Below are 19,902 nucleotides of genomic sequence, written 5' to 3'. Positions count from 1 at the left end.
TAAGAATAAACAAATTCGACATAAAAGAGAAAAATTCACGTTAAATAAACTTATTAATTTATATGTCTTAAGATGAAATCTTTAGCTTTTTGTTGAATTTGGTCAGCATTTTGATTAAGCCAAAAAGAAAAATGTGAGCCGCCTTCAATCCATAGGTGTTCAGAGTGAGGAATTTTCGAAGCACTGTTTACACTGTCATAAAATAGCACAGCTGCATCTGCTGTCGCATGAATAATTAAGGTTGGGCAGGTGATATTCTCTAAATTTAAAGGTGTCAAATGGCGGCCCTGCTCAATATCATTTTCAACACCAATCTTACGCAGGCTGTCGTAATTTAAGATGGACTTGCAAAGACGAATAATATATTTAAATTTAGCCTTATCAATAACAATATGAGCGGCTTCTGCTTTTATCTGCTCTTTGTTTAAAAGACTATTTGCACGTAATATTAGAGATGTTGTGGCTTTAGGCATTAATCGTAATAAGTGATGCATTAACCAGGTAAATGGCTCACTAAATAAAATCTGACTAATAACAGGCGCTGATTGTCTTAATTGATAATTCATGGAAATACAATTAATAGCTATAATAGCACTAACTTTACTAGGATGGCGTATTGCAAGCTGATAGAGAGAAGGCCCTGCAGCACTTAATCCTATTACACTAACCTGTTTTAATGAGAAGGTATCAAGTAAGGCTGCCATTAAATCAGCTTGCTGTTCTGCTGATTTGTTTTCAAGTAAAGGCGAATTGCCATAACCTGGGCGAGAAATAGCAAGTAAGTTACAGCCTAGGCCAAAAAAAGAATCAAATAGCATCATTGATTGATCTTGTCCGCCCATACCGCCATGAATCAATAAGATAGTTGGCGCTAAAGGTAGCTGCTGTTTTATATCGATAGGGTTTTTATTACTATCTTTATAGTTGATTTCAATGGGGCCAAGCCGAGTTTCAATAAGCTGGCTACCATTAATAAGTTGATTAATATAGCTCTCTTCCTGCTCAATAAATTCAGTTATTGAGGGATCCGCTTTGCCCATCTAAAATCCTATTGTTACATTAGTTATAGAATAATGTATGTTCAAAAACCAAACAGGCATATTGATTACACTTTAGCTAGTAAGCTTGCGCTAATTAATCCCTATTTTTATAGATGATATCTGCTTTTTCAGCTTTTTGCTGATTCTCGCGCAATTGTTGTTCATTAAGCTGGGCTTGCCATAAATTAGTTAGCTGCATCTTGAGAGAATTAAGTTGACGAATAAATTTGCCTAAATGCTCAGCAAGCATCGGTAACTTATTTGGTCCAAAGACAATCAGGGCTACTATAATAATAACTAATAACTCACTCATATTCATGACTTTTTCTCATCATTGTCCTCATTTAATGCTTTGCGAAAGCTCTTAATGGCACTTCCTAAATCAGAACCAATATTTTTTAATTTGTTCGTACCGAATAAAGCAATAATAATTAAGAGGATTAATAATAATGATAATGGACTAATGCCACTTAACCCCATGTCAACTCCTGTTATTAAGGTTACCTACGTAAATTAAACCGCCAATTAAAGCAATAGTAAAGGCAGTAAGAGTTAATTTTTCTGGATTAAGTAAATTTAAATAGCTAAGTAAACTTATTATAAGCATAGTAATGAAAATACCGAAGCCTAACCCTTTAAACCAATTGCTCTGATTCGAGCTAACTAGTTGCCGATTAGCAAGCTCATTTAAGGAGCGAATTTTCTCTTCTTTACTAAGTACGAGTACTTCCTGTAGTAGGCGGGGCATATGAGGCAATTCTTCAACGAAAAAAGGAACATTTTCACGTAATCGCCTAAAAAAGGCTCTAGGTCCTAATTGCTCCTTTAACCAATTTTGTAAAAATGGCTTGGCTGTTGCCCACAAATCAAGCTCTGGATAAAGCTGTCTTCCTAAGCCTTCAATAGCTAGAAGCGTTTTTTGTAAAAGGATTAACTGAGGTTGGACTTCCATATTAAAACGCCGAGCAACTTGAAAGAGTCGTAGAACAACTTGGGCAAAAGAGATATCTTTTAATGGTTTTTCAAAAATAGGCTCACAAACAGTGCGTATGGCGCTTTCAAATTCTTCAATACGGGTATTTCTGGCCACCCAGCCAGATTCAATATGTAGTTCTGCAACTCGACGATAATCGCGATTAAAAAAGGCATAAAAATTTTCAGCTAGATAGCGTTTGTCGCTATCATTTAGTGTACCGATAATACCAAAATCAATACAAATATATTGCGGTTGCTCTGGATGCTTATAGGAAACAAAAATGTTACCCGGATGCATATCTGCATGAAAGAAACAGTGTTTAAACACCTGGGTGAAAAAGATTTCTACGCCACGCTCTGCTAATTTTTTAATATCAACATGATTAGCTTTTAATGCACTAATATCACTGATTGGTATGCCATGAATTCGCTCCATGACCATCACATTTTCGCGGGTATAATCCCAAAAAACTTCAGGGATATACAATAACGGCGAATTTGGAAAATTGCGGCGTAATTGACCAGCGTTGCCTGCTTCTCGTTGTAAATCAAGCTCATCTATTAAATTGTGCTCAAATTCTTGCACAATTTCTCGCGGTTTAAGTCGCTTGCTCTCCGACCAGTAACGCTCAGCAAGGGACGCGATGGTATACATAAGGCTGATATCTTGATCAATGATTTTACGCATATTAGGCCGTAAAATCTTTACTACCACCTCTTCACCCGTTTTTAATTTTGCTGCATGCACTTGAGCCATGGAGGCAGAAGCTAACGGTTGTGGATCAAAGTAAGCGAAGACATCAAAGGCTGAACGTCCAAACGATGCTTCAATAATAGCTAACGCTTGCTCGCTTGGAAATGGTGGAACATTGTCTTGTAATTTACAAAGCTCTAAGGCAATATCGGCAGGAATAATGTCAGGTCGAGTAGACAGCGCTTGACCAAATTTAACAAAAATCGGGCCTAAATCTTCTAATGTCTTACGAAGTGCCTCACCCCGCGTAAGTTGCTCTTTGCGAAACCAGTTCCAAGGGTTTAAATAAACTATAAATCGTAAAGCAGAAAAAAGCCGAATGGAAACAATAACTTGATCAAGCCCATTACGAGCTAAGATAGTATTAATATGGATTAAACGTATTAACTGTTTAATGGATTTCATTGCTTATCCAGGAGATTGATTTGAGCATGTAAACGTTCGACGTCCAACACTAAGTGATCAATATCCGTAAAAAAATTCTCTACTTCCTCATGGGTAGGAAATAGCCGCAGCTCTTCTTGCAGATAGTCAGTCATATTGTTTTGTAATGAGGCACTAAGTTGGCGTTTAAACTCTACCCCCCGCCTAATCATAGAGCCCAATTGATAAGCAATAACATCACCTGTAAACTGCGCTAAATGACCTTCCCAGTCAATGTCCATTTCATCAAATAATCTTTTTATAGCTAAACCTAGTTCAATATCACCTGACACCCGCATCTTATCATTAAATAGTGAGCGGGCTTTGGATGCAGGCAAAAAACTTAAGCGTATAAGACCAAGCGGATTACTATGAATAATGGTATCTGGGGCATTTGTAACGCGCTCTAGTAAACAGAGTTGCTCTTCTTTAAAAGTAATAAAAAAGTTAACATTTAATGGCGCAATAATAATTTCAATTACTTTGCCGTGAAGCGCCTTAATTTTTGTAGGCATACTTTCATCTAAGGAGAGAGCCTTATTAATGGCTGTTTGTAATGCTTTTAAAGAATATTTTTTAATCATATCGTTCTCAATATTTATAGGCGATATGTAAAGCAACGATACCACCACTTAAATTCAAATACTGACAATCTTCAAATCCGGCTTCCTCAATTAATTTTTTTAAATTCTCCTGGTCTGGATGCATACGGATTGATTCAGCAAGATATTTATAGCTATCAGCGTCATGAGCAATAAATTGACCTAATTTAGGTAAAATATTAAAAGAATACCAGTCATAGATAGTTTTTAAGCCAGGGACATTAGGCATAGAAAATTCTAAGACTAATAATTTACCACCTGGTTTGCAAACACGAAACATAGAGCGTAATGCCGCTTCTTTGTTAGTAACATTACGCAAGCCAAAAGCAATCGTAATACAATGAAAACTATTGTTATGAAAAGGCAGTATTTCAGCGTTAGCTTGAACATAAGTAATGTTATTAACAAGTCCCTCATTAATTAACCTGTCGCGGCCAACATTTAACATGGCAGAGTTAATATCGGCAAGAACAATCTGGCCCTGATCCCCTACTTTTTGGCTTAATAATCGCGTTAAGTCACCACTTCCACCAGCTAAATCTAGGACAGTTTGCCCGGGTTTAACTTGACTTAATTCAATGGTAAAGCGCTTCCAAAGTCGATGAATGCCAAGTGACATAAGATCATTCATTAAATCGTAATTTTTAGCAACAGATTGAAAAACAGCTCTAACCTTTTTTTCCTTTTCATGCCAAGCAACGGGTGTAAAGCCAAAGTGGGTTGTTTTTTCTTGCTTACTCATTGATTTAAACTTTTAAGATTTAGCTCTATATTACCTGATTGACTAGAAAATAGTAATTAGAAATCTTTCAAACTTGCTAAATTAACGTGAGTTTAACTTAAAAAAGGCAAGGAATTTTTTCTGCTAAATAAATGTTATTCTGTAAGTACCTATGCAGTTATGCCGAAACTTAGTTTAAAACGAGCTACTTTATGATTGAATACTATTAAACTCACTTTAAATTAAAAAATGGTTAGCAGAAAAGTTACTTGCTTAAATTATTGAGAACCTGGAGTTTGATTTCCTATCGCTGGCGTTGAAGTGGAATCTGAATTTGTGTCAGCATCGTCCAAAAGTAATATGTCGTCACCCTCGCCGATATCTTCCTCGCTATCTAAGATTGTTTCATTTTCAGAATCAGCAGTAGGTACTGAAGTATTACCAGGGTTTACAATAGTCGGGTTGGTAGTATTAGATGAATCATTGGCAGTGCCACTATCATTATTTAATGTAGGAGGCGCGGTTACAGCTGGGGCGCTAGTAGGAGTACCATTTGTTCCATTAGTGGAATTATTTAGATTTGTATCAATATCAGAGTTATCATCTGTATCACTTGTCTCATTAGTAGTAGAAGAGGTAGTGCCACTTGGTGTAGCATTTAAATTAGTATTTACATCTGTATCATTAGTAGTATTGCCATGCTCATCTATAGAGGCTGGGGCTGTTGAGTCGATTATATTATTATTTATGGAAGAGTTGTTAGTAGTATTACCCTGCTCATCCATAGAATTAGGGCTAGTTCCAGTGTTATTATCATTCGTGATGCTAGGTGCTGTTGTATCACTATTTGTTGTACTAGGAGTAGTAATCGCTGAATTTAATTGAAAAGTGGCAGGTCTATCTGATGGTAAATGTATAATTTGATTAGGGTTATTAATTATAACGGGTGTCACTATTAGATCACTGTGGATTGCGCTAGGGATAGTTCTCCCTGAATGTAATTGAGAGGGATCAGATGTATTTGGTTGCAAATGAATGGTTTGATCTGGATTCTCAGTTATAATAGGTGTTATTGCTTGTGACTCAATACCACTTATTTTTAAGGGCGATTTATAAGCATTTATAGTTGTTGAAGCAAAAAGTAAAACAGACATAATGATAGTAACTCTACTCATAGTAATCTCCCTTAAACCCTTTCAAAAACCCTTTACCTTTTGAATTTATTTCAATAAGCCTTTATCAGTTATAAATTGCTTTTTCGAAAAAAGTTTGTAATTTCTCATTAAAAAAATGACTTGCTCACTAATTATTTAGTAATAAAGTTAACTAATTTTTTACTGCTATTTCTCTAACTATAGCTGTTTATTGGTGAAAGTAACAATAGCATTTAAAAGGCTGGGAAATAGTTTTATTTCATAGAGAATAGTCTTGAAATATTATTTTTGTTTAAAACTCGTTTACTTTACAAGCAAATTTATAATTGGGCTAAGGCTGCAATATAATTTGTTTCATCAGGTGGCATTTGATTACGCTGAGCTTGCCAAAGACATTCAGCTAAGCAATCCATCATTTTATGTTCAACTAACAAGGGATCTTGATAGCGCTCGACTAATTCTTGAAATCGTTTAGTAATTCCCACGGGCCTATTAATTGCAATTTGTTCACGAATAGCTAAGTGTAATCCCATATGCAAGAAGGGGTTAGTCTGCCCAAGTTCTGGAAAATATTGCTGGTTAAGATAGGAATTATTTTCTTCTAAAAGTGCATGATATTCAGGATGCGCAAGTATAACGTCAACAAGTTGTTGTTCAAGCGGTGTGAGTACTTCTTTTAAGCGATATTTTCGCCAACTTGTAAAGAAAAGCCGTCTGGTATCTTGTACACTATTGCCAAAAATCATAACTACCTCGGATACCAATTCTAAATAATGAGAAGCAATCTTAGCTCATTCAACACTAAACAACAATTAAGACAAAAATATAAAAGGCACTTTATTGTTATGCTTATAGAAATCTGAGTTGACAACTTCTTGGCAAGTATGCAATATTATCAATGCGAGGTTGGACTTGCTATGTGTCATTCCACTGGGTCAATTGGCGACACACTGATTGGCCCTTTCTATTAAAATCTAAAACTCCCATTAATTCTTTCAATTAGCTCTTTTTTTACAGATTGCAATAAAAAAAAAATTATGTTAAACCAACATAGTATGTCAATGGATGGAGTAGTAGTTATGTTTGGAGCCTTGTTTAGAAACCCTATGCAATCTTCTCAATTGAGTTTACCTAGAGAAGCTTTTAATTATAAAAACTCTGCCCATTTAGAGATTATTGAAAAGCAAATTTCACGTTTTAAAGAGTCTGCAGATGCATTAAAAGCACTTGATTATAATATCTTTTTAGGCGTTATTGTGGGCAGTTCGTGTTATTTTGGCTCTTATCTATTTCCGGTAGTAACCATATCCATAGCTAGTTTTAGTTTAGCGGCACATGCCCATGCAAAACGTCCTATAGCTTATGAAAAATATCGTCAAGCTCTGGATGATTTAATTAATACCTATAATTGGTCTATGGGTAAAAACACAGGTAATCATTGGCATAAGCTAGCTATTAAGACATTGCAAGATTTAATTTTAACATTGGGTCCCTGTGTAGCGCCTGAAGTAATTCATACTTGGACTGCTGATGATTTAAAGCCTAATAGCCTAAATCCAAAGAACTTCTTTAGCGGACGTCGTAATGATATTACTGAAGAATTTGAAAAACAGTTAGCCCGGTTTGCTGCGGGCACACAAGTTTCCGAACTTACTTATCGCATTTATGGCCAGCATGGGCTTAATGACTTATGGCAAACCTTAAAAACAACCGTGGCTAGTCAAGTAAATAATGCTGCGCTTAAAATATTTAATTATCAACCTGGAAGTTAACATGAGTACGACATAAAAGGGACTTTTGTCCCTTTTATGTCGCTAAACAAATGTTATCTCGTAAAATAAATAAATTAGATTAGCTGAAATTACATAAGCATTAATTTTGCGCCTAAAAATATCATCAAACTTCCACTTCCAAATTCAAGCCGGCGCCAAACAGTTTCTTTAGTCAGAACTTCGGAAAAAAACTGTGTTACAAGTGTTAATAACGTTAGCCAAAGAAAACTAGAACTAATAACACCTAATAAAAAGGCATTTTGATGTCCCGGAAACTGACTACTGCTACCACCAATAATAATTAAAGTATCAATAATGGCATGCGGGTTAAGTAAACTAAAACCTACTGCGAGCAAAATTATTTGTAAACGATTATTACGTGCTTCCTTTAATTTAGTATTGCCATTAGATGTTTTTTTTAATGATTTGTTTAAGGCACTAGTACCATAATAAAAAAGGAAAAGCGCACCTGCCCAAGTAATCCAGGATTTCAAAAACGGATGTAGATTAAGTAATTGGTGTAAACCTGCCACACTTGCAGATACCAAAATAATATCACATATCCAGCAAACAGCCGCGGATAACACTGCATACTGACGTAGAGCGCCTTGGCGAATTAAAAAGATGTTTTGAGGGCCAAGGGCTGTAACTAAAGATAAGCCTAATGCTAAACCATTAAGATAAACTAACATAGTTCTAGCCCTCCTTCAAAAAAATAGGCTTCTATTATCGCCTAGATTCACTTATTATGAAAATTAATAATTTTGATAATTGATAAATTTTACTTATGAAAATAGATTATCGTGCCTTATGTGCATTAGATATGGTCATTCAAACTCAAAGCTTTGCAACGGCAGCTAACCAATTATTTATAACGCAACCAGCGGTAAGTCAGCGTATAAAACAACTGGAAAATCAATTTGGGCAACCTCTACTTATAAGATCATTACCCTATACTGCAACCCCGCTAGGTGAAAAATTATTAAGTTTGTTGCGGCGTACAAGGTTGCTTGAAGAACACCTATTGCAAGAATTAAATCTTGATACCCCAAGTCGTTTATCAATTGCTTTAAACCGTGACAGTTTAGAAACGTGGTTTATGAAGGCATTACCTAAAATAAATAGTTTAAAGGCTGCAAATATTGACATTATTACCGACGATCAAGAATTGACTATTGATTATTTGCGTAAAGGGATTGTTTCTTCATGCTTGACCAGTTATGCCAAGCCTTTACCAGGTTGTGAATGTGAACTCTTAGGACATATGGATTATTTATTAGTCGCCTCTCCTGATTTTATTAAACGCTATTTTAAGAAACGCCTTTCTATACAAGAAAATATGATGTTGGCGCCTATTTTAGTTTTTGATAGTCGTGATAGATTACATGAATATTATTTTCAACAATTTTTTAAAACTCCTTTTAATCCAAAGCGCTATCATATGGTGCCGTCAGTGGAGGGATTTAAACAATTTGCTTTGCAGGGTTATGGCTTTGGCTTAATTCCAAGACTCGATATTTTAGAAGAGTTAGCGCAAAATAAACTTATTGAAATTAATCCTGGTAAGCGTTGGCTTATGCCACTTTATTGGCATTATTGGCAAGTATCAGCTCATCAGTATCAAAAATTTATTCAAGAAATAGTCAGTGAGGCAAAATTATATCTCATTTAACTATCAAGATCGTCTTTAATTCAGTGTGCATATAATTTAAAATTACCTGCCTTTAATACATCAAGTTGATTAAGAATGTAATTTCATAACGGATACTTTAAAGACTTAATGATGCCTAACATAAATTTCTATAAAAAATTAAAAGAAATAGAATTCCATGAAAACTAGATTGCAAGTTATAGCTTGAGAAGTATAAAATGCCTGCTTATTTTGAGCACTTATGAAGTTGGTAGTCTGTTAATTAAGGAGGGAGCGTGCGCTCTTTGTTGAAAAGTAAGGCAATATTGCTTTTTGTTTTTGGCATAACTAATTTGTTTAATGTATATGCATCTACAGTAAATAAAGATAATAAAGCTAATACTGCCAATACAGCCAATGTGACTAACACAGCTAAGCCAGCTAATCCAAAAGCTGCCACAGGTACAACAAGTACAGTAAACCCAACAAGTAACACTAATACAACGAATTCAGCAGGAACTCCTAATACAACGAATGCAGGGAATCCAACAAGTACAACTACTACAACTAATACTACGAATCCAGCAGGTACTTCTAACAAGATGAATTCTGCTCCTATACCGATTACAGCAGATCCAAAAGTTATACCGAATACGGGTAATACTAATCAGGCACCAAAAGTAATTGAGCCCTATCTTAAAGACATTTATCCAACTTATCCACCTACTAGGCCGGCAACGGGCGCCCAAGCAGCTTTAATTAAACGTGGTGAATATCTTGCTAAAATGGGTGATTGTATTGCTTGTCATACAGACGTTAAAGGTGGAACACCTGCTTATGCAGGCGGATTACCTATAGCGACGCCATTTGGCACCTTTTACAGTCCCAACATTACACCAGATAAAGAAACAGGAATTGGTAATTGGACTGAAGCAGATTTTATTCGAGCACTAAAAGAGGGCCGTGATCCACAAGGTAGAAATTATTTTCCTGTCTTTCCCTATGTCTATTTTTCCAAAATTACTGATGACGACGCACGTGCTTTGTATGCTTACTTTATGAGCATTCCTCCTGTAAAGCAGGAAAATAAACCGCTCCCTTTCCCTTTTAATATACCTGGAGCAAGGTTTGCCTTGTGGGGTTGGAATCTTTTATTTTTCTTCCCAGAGGAAGATGAATTTGTTTATGAGGAAGATAAATCACCCGCTTGGAATCGAGGAAAGTATATTGTAGATACACTTGGCCATTGTAGTATGTGTCATACGCCACTTAATGTATTTGGCGCGCCAAAGCAGCGGTATTATCTAACGGGCGGTTTTGTTGATGGTTACTGGGCTCCTAATATCACAGCTGCTGGATTAGAGTCTGCAAGTCATTATGAAGTGGCTGATGTCTTTAAAAAAAGTGAATTGATTAATCAAGCAGGCCCTGTTGCAGGACCAATGGCTGAAGTAAATCATAACAGTCTTAGTAATTTAACTAATGAGGATAGACTGGCTATTGCTACTTATTTAAAAACAGTTGTTAGTGAGGAACGCTTAGGCGTTGCTCCTTCAGAAGAACAACCAACGTTAAAGCGCGGAAAGCAAGTTTACATTAATGCTTGTATTGTTTGTCATCAGAAAGGTATGATGGGCGCACCTCTAATTGGTGATGGCGCAAATTGGTTTAGCCGCTTAAAAGATAGTGGCCTAACAGGACTATACCGTCATGCCATATATGGTTACAACAGTATGCCTGTAAAAGGAGCCTGTGTAACTTGTTCAGACAATGATATTATTGCAGCAACAAACTACATTCTAAATAGTTCTCTATCTCGTTCCCAATGGCGTGATTTGAAATCGGAAGGCTCAAGAAAATATCCTTCGAATGGAAAATTAGTTTATAACGAAAATTGTAGTGCATGTCATAACGAAGGGAAAAATGGCGCTCCCAAGCTAGGCGATAAAGCAATATGGGCTCCAATTATTGCTAAGAATATGGACGTTTTAATTAAGAATACTATGCAAAGTGAATATCATCCTAAAAACGGCGGCTGCAAAGTCTGTACCACGGATGAAATTATTGAAGCTATCAAATATATGGTAAGTCAATCAAAAACTGAAGGCAATTACAGCTTATGGTAAAGCTTTAAGTTAGGTGAAGAGTAAGGTGATTTAAACGTTAGGCCATAGCTGAGTTTAGACTATGGCTCATGATAAGGTGAGGATGGGGATGCTAAATAGGTTTCAGGTAAGTAAAGTGCTTACCCTTTTGGCTGGATTAATGATCGGCTCAGAGGCAATAGCCAGAGATGAGTGGCAGCTCAACATGTATAGAGGGGTTACGCCACTAAGTAAAGATATGTATAACTTACATAATATTGCTATGGTTGTTTGCGCTATTATTGGAATAATTGTATTTAGCGTAATGATTTACTCCCTTATTTATCACCGAAAATCAAGAGGACATGCGCCAGCAACTTTTATACACAATAATCGTTTAGAAATTTTTTGGTCTATTGTCCCTTTTCTTATTCTGGTTGGTTTAGCAATTCCAGCTACAAGTATTCTTTTACGTTTAGAAGATACCAACCTAGCAGATGTAACCATTAAAGTTGTAGGTTATCAATGGAAGTGGCAGTATCAGTATCTGGATCAAGGAATTAGTTTTTTTAGTAATCTCTCTACGCCTTTTAATCAAATTGAAAATAAAGATAAAAAAGGCCAGTGGTATTTACTCGAAGTGGATAAGCCTTTAGTTCTACCTGTTAACAAAAAAATTCGTTTTCTAGTTACCTCTAACGATGTTATTCATTCTTGGTGGGTGCCTAAGTTAGGCATTAAACGGGATGCGATGCCCGGGTTTATGTATGAAGCTTGGGCACGAATTGAAAAACCTGGTGTTTATCGGGGTCAGTGTACTGAGCTATGTGGGATAGGGCATGCTTACATGCCAATTGTAGTACAAGCGGTTAATGATGAAGAGTTCACAAAATGGGTTAATCAGCAACCTAAAGTTCCTGATCCGTATTCAGGTGCGCCCACTAATACGCAAGTACAAAAAAATATGACTAAAGAAGAGCTTATGGCAGCGGGTAAAGCTAAATATGAGCAAGTTTGCGTTGCTTGTCATAAAGCTGACGGAACAGGTATGCCGCCTGTATTCCCGCCTCTAAAAGGCAGTTCTGTTTGCGTTGGTAAGCCTATTGCAAGGCATATAGAAATTGTCCTAAATGGCGTTCCTGGCACGGCAATGCAGGCATTTAAAGATCAGTTAACTGATGAAGAAATTGCTGCTATTGTGACTTATGAACGAAATGCATGGGAAAATAACACAGGTGATGTCATTCAGCCTGCAGATGTTTTAAAAGTGCGGCAAGGTGAAAGTCAAGAACCTAAAATGGTAAATAAAGCTCAAGCTGGAGGTTTTCGATGAGTGAAGTAGTAACCCACGGTATTGATGAACATCACGATCACGGACCTGAGCAAGGCAGGGGTATTTTAGGATTTGCGAAGCGGTGGTTATTTACAACTAACCATAAAGATATTGGTACGCTTTATTTATGGCTAGCTTTAATCAGTTTCTTTGTTGCGGGCGCCATGGCGTTAGTAATTCGAGCTGAATTGTTTCAACCTGGGCATCGTTTTGTTGATCCTAATTTTTATAACCAAATGGTTACACTCCATGGTTTAATGATGCTATTTGGTGTTGTTATGCCCGCTTTTACTGGCATGGCTAATTGGCAAATTCCCATGATGATTGGTGCGCCTGACATGGCGTTACCTCGCTTAAACAATTGGAGTTTCTGGCTATTACCTTTCGCATTTGCCCTATTAGGATCTACTTTATTTCATAGTGGCGGCGGGCCCAATTTTGGTTGGACAATGTATGCTCCTTTATCGACTAAATTTGCACCGCCAAGTACCGACTTTATGATTTTTGCCATTCATATGATGGGTATTTCGTCTATTATGGGCTCAATTAACATTATTGCGACTATTTTAAATATGCGAGCACCAGGCATGACTTTAATGAAAATGCCGATGTTTGTTTGGACTTGGTTAATTACAGCCTTTCTACTTATTGCTATTATGCCTGTGTTAGCAGGGGCTGTAACTATGATGCTAGCCGATAGGCATTTTGGTACGAGCTTTTTTGAAGCAGCAGGGGGTGGTGATCCTATTCTCTTCCAACATATTTTTTGGTTCTTTGGTCATCCAGAAGTATATGTGCTTATATTGCCTGCCTTTGGTGTAATCTCGGAAGTCATCCCTACCTTCAGTCGTAAGCCTTTATTTGGTTATCATTTTATGGTTTATGCAACAGTTAGTATTGCAGGTTTATCTTTTATTGTTTGGGCGCATCATATGTTTACAACAGGTATTGCATTAGGCGCAGAGCTATTTTTTATGTATGCTACGATGTTAATTTCTGTACCTACTGGCGTTAAAGTATTTAACTGGGTAAGCACTATGTTTAAAGGTGCTATGACTTTTGAAACACCTATGCTCTTTGCAGTTGCTTTTGTGTTTTTATTTACTATAGGTGGCTTTACAGGTTTAATGTTGGCATTAGTTCCAGCTGACTACCAATATCAGGATACTTATTTCGTTGTTGGTCATTTCCACTATGTACTGGTGCCAGGTACAATTTTTTCTCTTTTAGCTGCGACCTACTATTGGCTGCCTAAATGGACAGGACATATGTACAGTGAGCGACTAGGTAAGTGGCATTTCTGGTTATCTGTAATATCCGTCAATATTGCTTTTTTTCCAATGCACTTTCTAGGATTAGCCGGTATGCCACGACGTATTCCTGATTATGCTTTGCAGTTTACAAATTTTAATATGATTTCGACAGTAGGCGCCTTTGTTTTTGGATTTGCGCAATTACTATTTCTCTATAACGTTATTAAAACAGTACGTGGTGGGCCAAAGGTAAGTGATCAAGTCTGGGAAGGAGCGCAAGGCCTTGAGTGGACTTTATCCTCTCCGCCTCCTTATCATAGTTTTACGATTCCACCCAGAATCGATTAAAAGGATATCCCTAATTACTTAGCTACACTTGCCAACAGGATAAATGAGCGGTAGCTATATAGAGGAATAAATTAGTGGTAAAACGTCATACACGATTAATTATCATTTTAAGCGCGATTACACTTGGAATGTTTGCTTTCGGTTTTGCATTAGTGCCAATTTATAATCGTTTATGCCAGACACTAGGGATTAATGGTAAGGTTAATAGTCAAGTAGAAGCTTATGAAGCGACTGATAAAACTATTGATAAAAATAGAGAAATAACCGTTGAGTTTGTAGCTACAAATAATGGTAGTGTTCCTTGGTCTTTTTATCCAAAAACTACAAAAATTAAGGTACATCCTGGTGAAATTGCCAAGCTTGCTTTCTATGCCGAAAATAAGAGTAATTTTCGGATGACAGTGCAAGCTATACCTAGTGTTACTCCAGGTATTGCTGCTAAGTACTTAAAAAAAACAGAGTGCTTTTGCTTCACTCAGCAGACATTAAATGGACACGAGGCAATGGATATGCCTTTGTTGTTCCACCTTGATACTGATTTACCAGAAAAAGTAAAAACAATAACCTTATCCTACACTTTATATGATGTTACCAACCGGGTAATAAACTAATAAAGTTTAAGTTAAAGCGATAATAGGAGAATTAATTTATGGGAACGCATGGCACCTATTACATTCCCAAACCAAGTCATTGGCCTTTAGTAGGTTCTATAGGCCTGACAACCACGCTAGTGGGCGCAGCATCATGGTTACATCATGATTGGTATGGTCCCTATATCTTCACTTTAGGTTTTATAATATTAATTGTTATGATGGTTGGCTGGTTTGGTCAGGTGATTTATGAAAATCAAAAGGGATTATACGACTCACAAGTTGATCACTCATTCCGTTGGGGAATGACTTGGTTTATTTTCTCAGAAGTTTGCTTTTTCGGTGCATTCTTTGGCGCGTTATTCTACACCCGCTATTGGGTCGTACCTATGTTAGGTGGTGAAATACATCCAATCACTCACTACACTTTATGGGCAGATTTCAAAGCTACTTGGCCATTGCTTATTAACCCAAATAATCAAATTTTTGCTGGGGCTAATGAGGGTATGGGTGCTTGGGGGTTAGCAGCAGTAAATACCTTAATTCTTCTAACTTCCGGAGCTACAATTACTTGGGCACATTGGGCGTTAAAGTTAAATAGAAGAAAACAGCTTGTTGTTGGTATGGCACTGACAATTGCGCTGGGGATCTTATTCTTATCATTACAAGCTTATGAATATCATGAAGCTTACACGGAACTGAATTTGACTTTAGATGCTGGAATTTATGGCACGACCTTTTTTATGCTCACAGGCTTTCACGGTCTACACGTTACAATTGGGACTATCATGCTGATAGTTATCCTTATACGATGTATAAAAGGTCACTTCACCCCAGAGCGCCATTTCGCGTTTGAAGCGGTGGCTTGGTATTGGCATTTTGTCGATGTGGTGTGGTTATTCTTATTTGTGTTTGTCTATTGGTTATAGGAATGATTGTTTAAAATATCTTGCCCTGCTTTAAACAGGGCATTTAGTCGCTTTTAATTTATCTTAGTTTATCATTCCTCATGACTAAACTTGACTAACATGAGTTCAATACAAAAGAGGCAAACGCTTCAACTAATAATTTGCTCAATCACTGTTTCTAATTCTTGTAATGAATTATAGTGAATGACTAATGAGCCTTTGCCAGCTTTACTATGCTTAACATTAATTTGGGTATTTAAATGTTCTTTTAATTTTTCCAAGTGGGAATAAATTAATGAAAATTGCGGCAAGGATTCACGGCTGTTAGGTTGAGGTAACTTATCAGCCTCTTTAAGCCGGTTTACCAATTGTTCTGTTTCCCTTACAGAAAGGTTCTTAACAATAATAATATTGGCAACCTGGACTTGTTTTTCTTCATCAAGAATAAGTAGAGCACGTGCGTGTCCCATGTCTAAATCGCCATTATCGAGTAACTTCATTACTTCAGGCGAAAGTGCTAACAAGCGAAGAAAATTACTAACTGTGGCTCTAGACTTAGATAGTAGATCAGCAATTTGCTGATGAGTTAAGCCAAACTCTTCAATCAACCTCGCCATTGCGCGAGCCTGATCTAAAGGACTTAAGTTCTCGCGCTGCAAGTTTTCAACTAAAGCCATGGCTATAGCAGTTTCATCATCCACTTGTTTAATAATAACTGGCACTTCAGTTAAACCAGCTAATTGACAAGCCCGCCAACGACGCTCTCCGGCAATAATTTCATAGGTTCCATTAGCAAGGGAGCGAGCGAGAATGGGCTGTAGTAAGCCTTGCTGTTTAATAGAGCTAGCTAACTCATGCAATGTTAGATCATCGATTGCCGAACGCGGCTGATATTTACCAGGCTGTAAGCAATCAAGTGCTAATTTTACTGTTTCATTTGTGCTTGTATTAGAAATAAAGTTAGGGGCAGGTGTGCTAAGTAAAGCCGATAAATTACGCCCTAAACCTCCTCGTTTGATAGACATAAATTACCTCTTAAACTATTACAGATTGTTTTTTAATAACTTCAGCGGCAAGTACCATATAAGCTCTAGCGCCAGAAGATGCCTTATCATATTGCATAGCTGGCATACCGTGACTAGGTGCTTCTGCTAAACGAATATTACGTGGGATAACTGTACGATATATCTTATCGCCAAAGTGTTGTATTAATTGTTTAGATACATCTGAACATAAGCGGTTTCGAGCATCATGCATTGTTCGTAAGATACCTTCTAGCTGTAAGCGTGGATTTACAGAACTTCTAACTTGCTCAATAGTAGATAATAAGGCTGCCAAACCTTCAAGAGCATAATACTCACACTGCATAGGTATAATTACTGAGTCCGAAGCAACAAGAGCATTAATAGTGAGAGTGTTTAGAGCAGGCGGGCAATCAACAAATATAAATTCATAGGAATCAAGTATTGATTGTAATGCTTTTAAAAGAAATGTTTCACGATGGTTTTTCTCCATTAAACTGACTTCAGCCACAGTCAGATCACCATTAGCTGGAATTAGATCAAAGCCGCATGCTGTTGTAAGGCAGGCTTGTTCTGCTAAACAATCGCGTAAAATGACATCATTACAAGTATGCACTAGGGTATTTTTATCAACCCCAGCTCCCATCGTGGCATTTCCTTGCGGGTCTAAATCAACAAGCAGCACTCGCTGGCGATTTGCAGCAATAGAGGCAGCTAAGTTGATAGCTGTTGTGGTTTTACCTACACCACCTTTTTGATTGGCAATTGCTATAACTTTCGCCATGTTTTTATTCCTTGGTTTTATTATTCTTTATAATTACGCAGCAGCGTTCACCTTCTAAGCCTGGTATGCTATAAGCTTTAACTTGATAAGGAAAGCTAATCGCTTGTAATTCATTTTCTGGATAGCGACCTTTCATGGCAAGCCATATTCCAGAAGGTGCAATCAATTGTTGCGTCCAGGTTATCATTTGAGCAAGGCTACTAAAAGCTCGGCTCATAACTGTATCAAAACCTTGAGTTGGACGATAGAGTTCAACCCGAGATTGTTCAACTATAACATTATCGAGTTGCAATAATCGTTTTGCTTCTTGCATAAAACGAATTTTTTTACCATTACTATCCAAAAGTACAATTTCTAAATGAGGGTTGGCAATGGCTAGGGGAATTCCCGGTAAGCCCGCTCCTGCTCCTACATCAATTAATCGTTTACCGTAAACCCACGGTAAGATGGCAAGGCTATCTAATAAATGTTTGATGACCATATCATCTAAATGACGCACTGCAGTTAGATTATAAGTGCGATTCCATTTTGATAAAAGAAGAAGATATTGGATTAATAAATTAGGACTAACGGTCAACCCTAACTGATTTAATCCTATTTTCAATAATCGTTCTGCATCATCTTCTGAGCTCATACTAGTGCCTTGTGCTTTTTAAGATAAATGAGCAGTAAGGATAAAGCAGCAGGTGTTACACCAGAGATACGACTTGCCTGCGCTATTGTTGCGGGTCTAATTTGACTTAATTTCTGTACTATCTCAGCCGACAATCCTGAGACTTCAGCATAATTAAAATCAGCAGGAATTGCTGTCGCTTCATGTTTGCGTAAACGGTCAATATCCAGCTGCTGGCGTTCAATATAGCCGGCATACTTACTTTGTATATCTAATTGTTCAGCTACTTCATCAGCAAGGACAGGTAACTGAAAGCTCTCTATAGCTTGTAATTTTTGATAATTAACTTCAGGCCGTTTAATTAAGTCTGACATACGGCAATCATGCTGTAATGGTGTACTAAGAATAGGTGCAAGGACGGCATTATCATTAACACGTGCCCAAGTATTATTAAGTTTTTCCTGTGCTATTTTAATTGCTTCTTGTTTGATATTAAACGCTTGCCAGCGTGCTTCGCTTACTAAACCTAATTCATAGCCTTTTGCCGTTAAACGTTGATCAGCATTATCTTCACGTAATAATAAGCGATATTCCGCGCGAGAAGTAAACATACGATAAGGTTCCTGAGTGCCGCAGGTAATTAAGTCATCTATTAATACACCAATATAGGCCTCATCACGTCGTGGGCACCATAATGGTTTTTCTTGCACTAATAAAGCTGCATTTAAACCGGCAATAATACCCTGTGCTGCTGCTTCCTCATAACCTGTAGTACCATTGATTTGACCGGCGAAAAATAAATTTCTTAAGGGCTTTGTTTGCAGAAAGGAGGTTAAGCCACGTGGATCAAAATAATCATATTCAATAGCATAACCTGGACGTGTAATATGCGCGTTCTCAAATCCTTTTATTGTACGTACAAACTGTGTTTGCACGTCAAAGGGTAAACTTGTTGAAATTCCATTCGGATAAATTTCGGAGGTAGTCAAGCCTTCTGGCTCAACAAAAATTTGGTGTGAAAGCTTATCAGCAAAGCGAACAATTTTATCTTCAATAGAGGGACAATAGCGTGGCCCAGTACCTTCAATGATGCCAGCATACATCGGTGATTGATGTAAGTTTTCTAGAATAATTTCATGTGTTTCTTCAGTCGTGTGCGTAATGTAACACGGGACTTGTTGAGGATGTAAAGTAGCATTGCCTAAGTAAGAAAAGACAGGTGTAGGCATATCGCCTGGTTGAATCGTCATTTTAGAATAATCAAGAGTGCGACCATCAACGCGAGGAGGAGTGCCTGTTTTTAAACGCCCTACAGGTAAATTTAATTCTCGTAACTTGTGTGCTAGGGCATTTGCAGGCGGGTCACCTGCGCGGCCACCCGCATATTGCCCCATGCCTACATGAATTTTTCCACCTAAAAAAGTACCCACTGTAAGTACAATAGCTCGAGCATGAATAGTTAGGCCCATTTGAGTTATCACACCAACAACTTTTTCACCACTAATAATTAAATCATCAACTGCTTGTTGAAATAAAGTAAGATTAGGTTCGGCTTGTAAATATTGTCGAATTGCTTGCCGATAAAGCACCCTGTCTGCTTGAGCGCGTGTAGCACGTACGGCAGGACCTTTAGAGGCATTAAGAATTCTAAACTGGATACCTGCTTGATCAGCTGCTAAAGCCATAACGCCATCTAAGGCATCAATTTCTTTGACTAAATGGCCTTTCCCAATCCCGCCAATGGCAGGATTACATGACATCTGACCTAATAAGTCGAGATTATGGGTAAGCAAAAGTGTATCGGCACCAAGTCGTGCAGCTGCAAGCGCTGCTTCAGTACCAGCATGGCCACCACCGATAATGATTATATCGTAAGCTTTTTTCAGATTCATGATT

Annotated in this window: 20 protein-coding genes; 7 read left to right on the top strand and 13 right to left on the bottom strand. The window is 37.4% G+C overall.

All coding sequences use genetic code 11. The features are described from left to right. Positions 1-53 precede the first annotated feature (53 nt). The 8 genes from ACQUW5_RS11470 to ACQUW5_RS11435 all read right to left on the bottom strand — a co-directional run bounded on the left by ACQUW5_RS11470 (position 54) and on the right by ACQUW5_RS11435 (position 6,415). Positions 54-1,040 carry an alpha/beta fold hydrolase gene (locus ACQUW5_RS11470; RefSeq protein WP_444991392.1) on the bottom strand — a complete coding sequence of 329 codons (987 nt, stop codon included), beginning with the start codon at positions 1,038-1,040 and terminating at the stop codon, positions 54-56. Between the two features lie 94 nt (positions 1,041-1,134). Further along, a complete protein-coding gene (locus ACQUW5_RS11465) occupies positions 1,135-1,359 on the bottom strand; it encodes a Sec-independent protein translocase subunit TatA/TatB (protein ID WP_444991391.1) in 225 nt (74 codons plus the stop codon). Next, a complete protein-coding gene (gene tatA, locus ACQUW5_RS11460; RefSeq protein WP_444991390.1) occupies positions 1,356-1,520 on the bottom strand; it encodes a twin-arginine translocase TatA/TatE family subunit in 165 nt (54 codons plus the stop codon). Before tatA ends, ACQUW5_RS11465 begins: the two co-directional genes overlap by 4 nt. A gap of 1 nt (position 1,521) precedes the next feature. Continuing rightward, positions 1,522-3,174 (bottom strand): ubiquinone biosynthesis regulatory protein kinase UbiB, encoded by a 1,653-nt coding sequence (gene ubiB / locus ACQUW5_RS11455; RefSeq protein ID WP_444991389.1) that lies wholly within the window; start codon positions 3,172-3,174, stop codon positions 1,522-1,524. Beyond that, positions 3,171-3,776 (bottom strand): ubiquinone biosynthesis accessory factor UbiJ, encoded by a 606-nt coding sequence (locus ACQUW5_RS11450; RefSeq protein WP_444991388.1) that lies wholly within the window; start codon positions 3,774-3,776, stop codon positions 3,171-3,173. Before ACQUW5_RS11450 ends, ubiB begins: the two co-directional genes overlap by 4 nt. A gap of 7 nt (positions 3,777-3,783) precedes the next feature. Further along, the gene (ubiE, locus tag ACQUW5_RS11445; protein WP_444991387.1) at positions 3,784-4,536 is read right to left on the bottom strand and encodes a bifunctional demethylmenaquinone methyltransferase/2-methoxy-6-polyprenyl-1,4-benzoquinol methylase UbiE; all 753 of its coding nucleotides are present in this window, start codon (positions 4,534-4,536) and stop codon (positions 3,784-3,786) included. Positions 4,537-4,793: 257 nt separating this feature from the next. Beyond that, positions 4,794-5,690 (bottom strand): hypothetical protein, encoded by an 897-nt coding sequence (locus ACQUW5_RS11440; protein ID WP_444991386.1) that lies wholly within the window; start codon positions 5,688-5,690, stop codon positions 4,794-4,796. A 299-nt stretch (positions 5,691-5,989) separates the two neighbouring features. Beyond that, the gene (locus tag ACQUW5_RS11435; protein WP_444991385.1) at positions 5,990-6,415 is read right to left on the bottom strand and encodes a DUF1841 family protein; all 426 of its coding nucleotides are present in this window, start codon (positions 6,413-6,415) and stop codon (positions 5,990-5,992) included. Between the two features lie 333 nt (positions 6,416-6,748). Here ACQUW5_RS11435 and ACQUW5_RS11430 point away from each other — a divergent pair, with 333 nt between their 5' ends. After that, positions 6,749-7,441: a hypothetical protein gene (locus ACQUW5_RS11430; RefSeq protein WP_444991384.1), complete on the top strand. Its 693-nt coding sequence runs from the start codon at positions 6,749-6,751 to the stop codon at positions 7,439-7,441. Positions 7,442-7,530: 89 nt separating this feature from the next. Here the strand turns inward: ACQUW5_RS11430 and ACQUW5_RS11425 are convergent, their stop codons facing one another. After that, complete coding sequence (locus tag ACQUW5_RS11425) at positions 7,531-8,133, bottom strand: LysE/ArgO family amino acid transporter (protein WP_444991383.1); 603 nt, start codon at positions 8,131-8,133, stop codon at positions 7,531-7,533. A 95-nt stretch (positions 8,134-8,228) separates the two neighbouring features. Here ACQUW5_RS11425 and ACQUW5_RS11420 point away from each other — a divergent pair, with 95 nt between their 5' ends. The 6 genes from ACQUW5_RS11420 to ACQUW5_RS11395 all read left to right on the top strand — a co-directional run bounded on the left by ACQUW5_RS11420 (position 8,229) and on the right by ACQUW5_RS11395 (position 15,608). Next, entirely contained in the window at positions 8,229-9,113 is an 885-nt protein-coding gene (locus ACQUW5_RS11420; protein ID WP_444991382.1) for an ArgP/LysG family DNA-binding transcriptional regulator, read from the top strand. 560 nt (positions 9,114-9,673) lie between these two features. Further along, a complete protein-coding gene (locus ACQUW5_RS11415; RefSeq protein WP_444991427.1) occupies positions 9,674-11,197 on the top strand; it encodes a c-type cytochrome in 1,524 nt (507 codons plus the stop codon). An 88-nt stretch (positions 11,198-11,285) separates the two neighbouring features. Next, positions 11,286-12,488 (top strand): cytochrome c oxidase subunit II, encoded by a 1,203-nt coding sequence (gene coxB, locus ACQUW5_RS11410; protein WP_444991381.1) that lies wholly within the window; start codon positions 11,286-11,288, stop codon positions 12,486-12,488. After that, on the top strand, positions 12,485-14,089 hold the full coding sequence (gene ctaD, locus ACQUW5_RS11405) for a cytochrome c oxidase subunit I (RefSeq protein ID WP_444991380.1): 1,605 nt from the start codon (positions 12,485-12,487) through the stop codon (positions 14,087-14,089). The genes coxB and ctaD overlap by 4 nt, the downstream gene beginning before the upstream one ends. 74 nt (positions 14,090-14,163) lie before the next feature. Further along, on the top strand, positions 14,164-14,700 hold the full coding sequence (locus ACQUW5_RS11400; RefSeq protein ID WP_444991379.1) for a cytochrome c oxidase assembly protein: 537 nt from the start codon (positions 14,164-14,166) through the stop codon (positions 14,698-14,700). A 38-nt stretch (positions 14,701-14,738) separates the two neighbouring features. Beyond that, positions 14,739-15,608 (top strand): cytochrome c oxidase subunit 3, encoded by an 870-nt coding sequence (locus ACQUW5_RS11395; protein ID WP_444991378.1) that lies wholly within the window; start codon positions 14,739-14,741, stop codon positions 15,606-15,608. Between the two features lie 128 nt (positions 15,609-15,736). On the opposite strand, the gene ACQUW5_RS11390 is transcribed toward ACQUW5_RS11395, so the two are convergent. The 4 genes from ACQUW5_RS11390 to mnmG are packed head-to-tail and all read right to left on the bottom strand — an operon-like array spanning position 15,737 to position 19,898. Continuing rightward, entirely contained in the window at positions 15,737-16,612 is an 876-nt protein-coding gene (locus tag ACQUW5_RS11390) for a ParB/RepB/Spo0J family partition protein (RefSeq protein ID WP_444991377.1), read from the bottom strand. Positions 16,613-16,622: 10 nt separating this feature from the next. Then, positions 16,623-17,393, bottom strand: coding sequence for a ParA family protein (locus ACQUW5_RS11385; RefSeq protein WP_444991376.1), 771 nt, complete (start codon positions 17,391-17,393; stop codon positions 16,623-16,625). 4 nt (positions 17,394-17,397) lie between these two features. Beyond that, positions 17,398-18,027, bottom strand: a complete 630-nt coding sequence (gene rsmG / locus ACQUW5_RS11380; RefSeq protein WP_444991375.1) for a 16S rRNA (guanine(527)-N(7))-methyltransferase RsmG — start codon at positions 18,025-18,027, stop codon at positions 17,398-17,400. Beyond that, positions 18,024-19,898 carry a tRNA uridine-5-carboxymethylaminomethyl(34) synthesis enzyme MnmG gene (mnmG, locus tag ACQUW5_RS11375; protein WP_444991374.1) on the bottom strand — a complete coding sequence of 625 codons (1,875 nt, stop codon included), beginning with the start codon at positions 19,896-19,898 and terminating at the stop codon, positions 18,024-18,026. Before mnmG ends, rsmG begins: the two co-directional genes overlap by 4 nt. Between the last annotated feature and the right edge of the window lie 4 nt (positions 19,899-19,902).

It is taken from the genome of Legionella pelazae (genome assembly GCF_052527395.1).
This window is presented reverse-complemented; position numbering and strand designations above follow the sequence as displayed.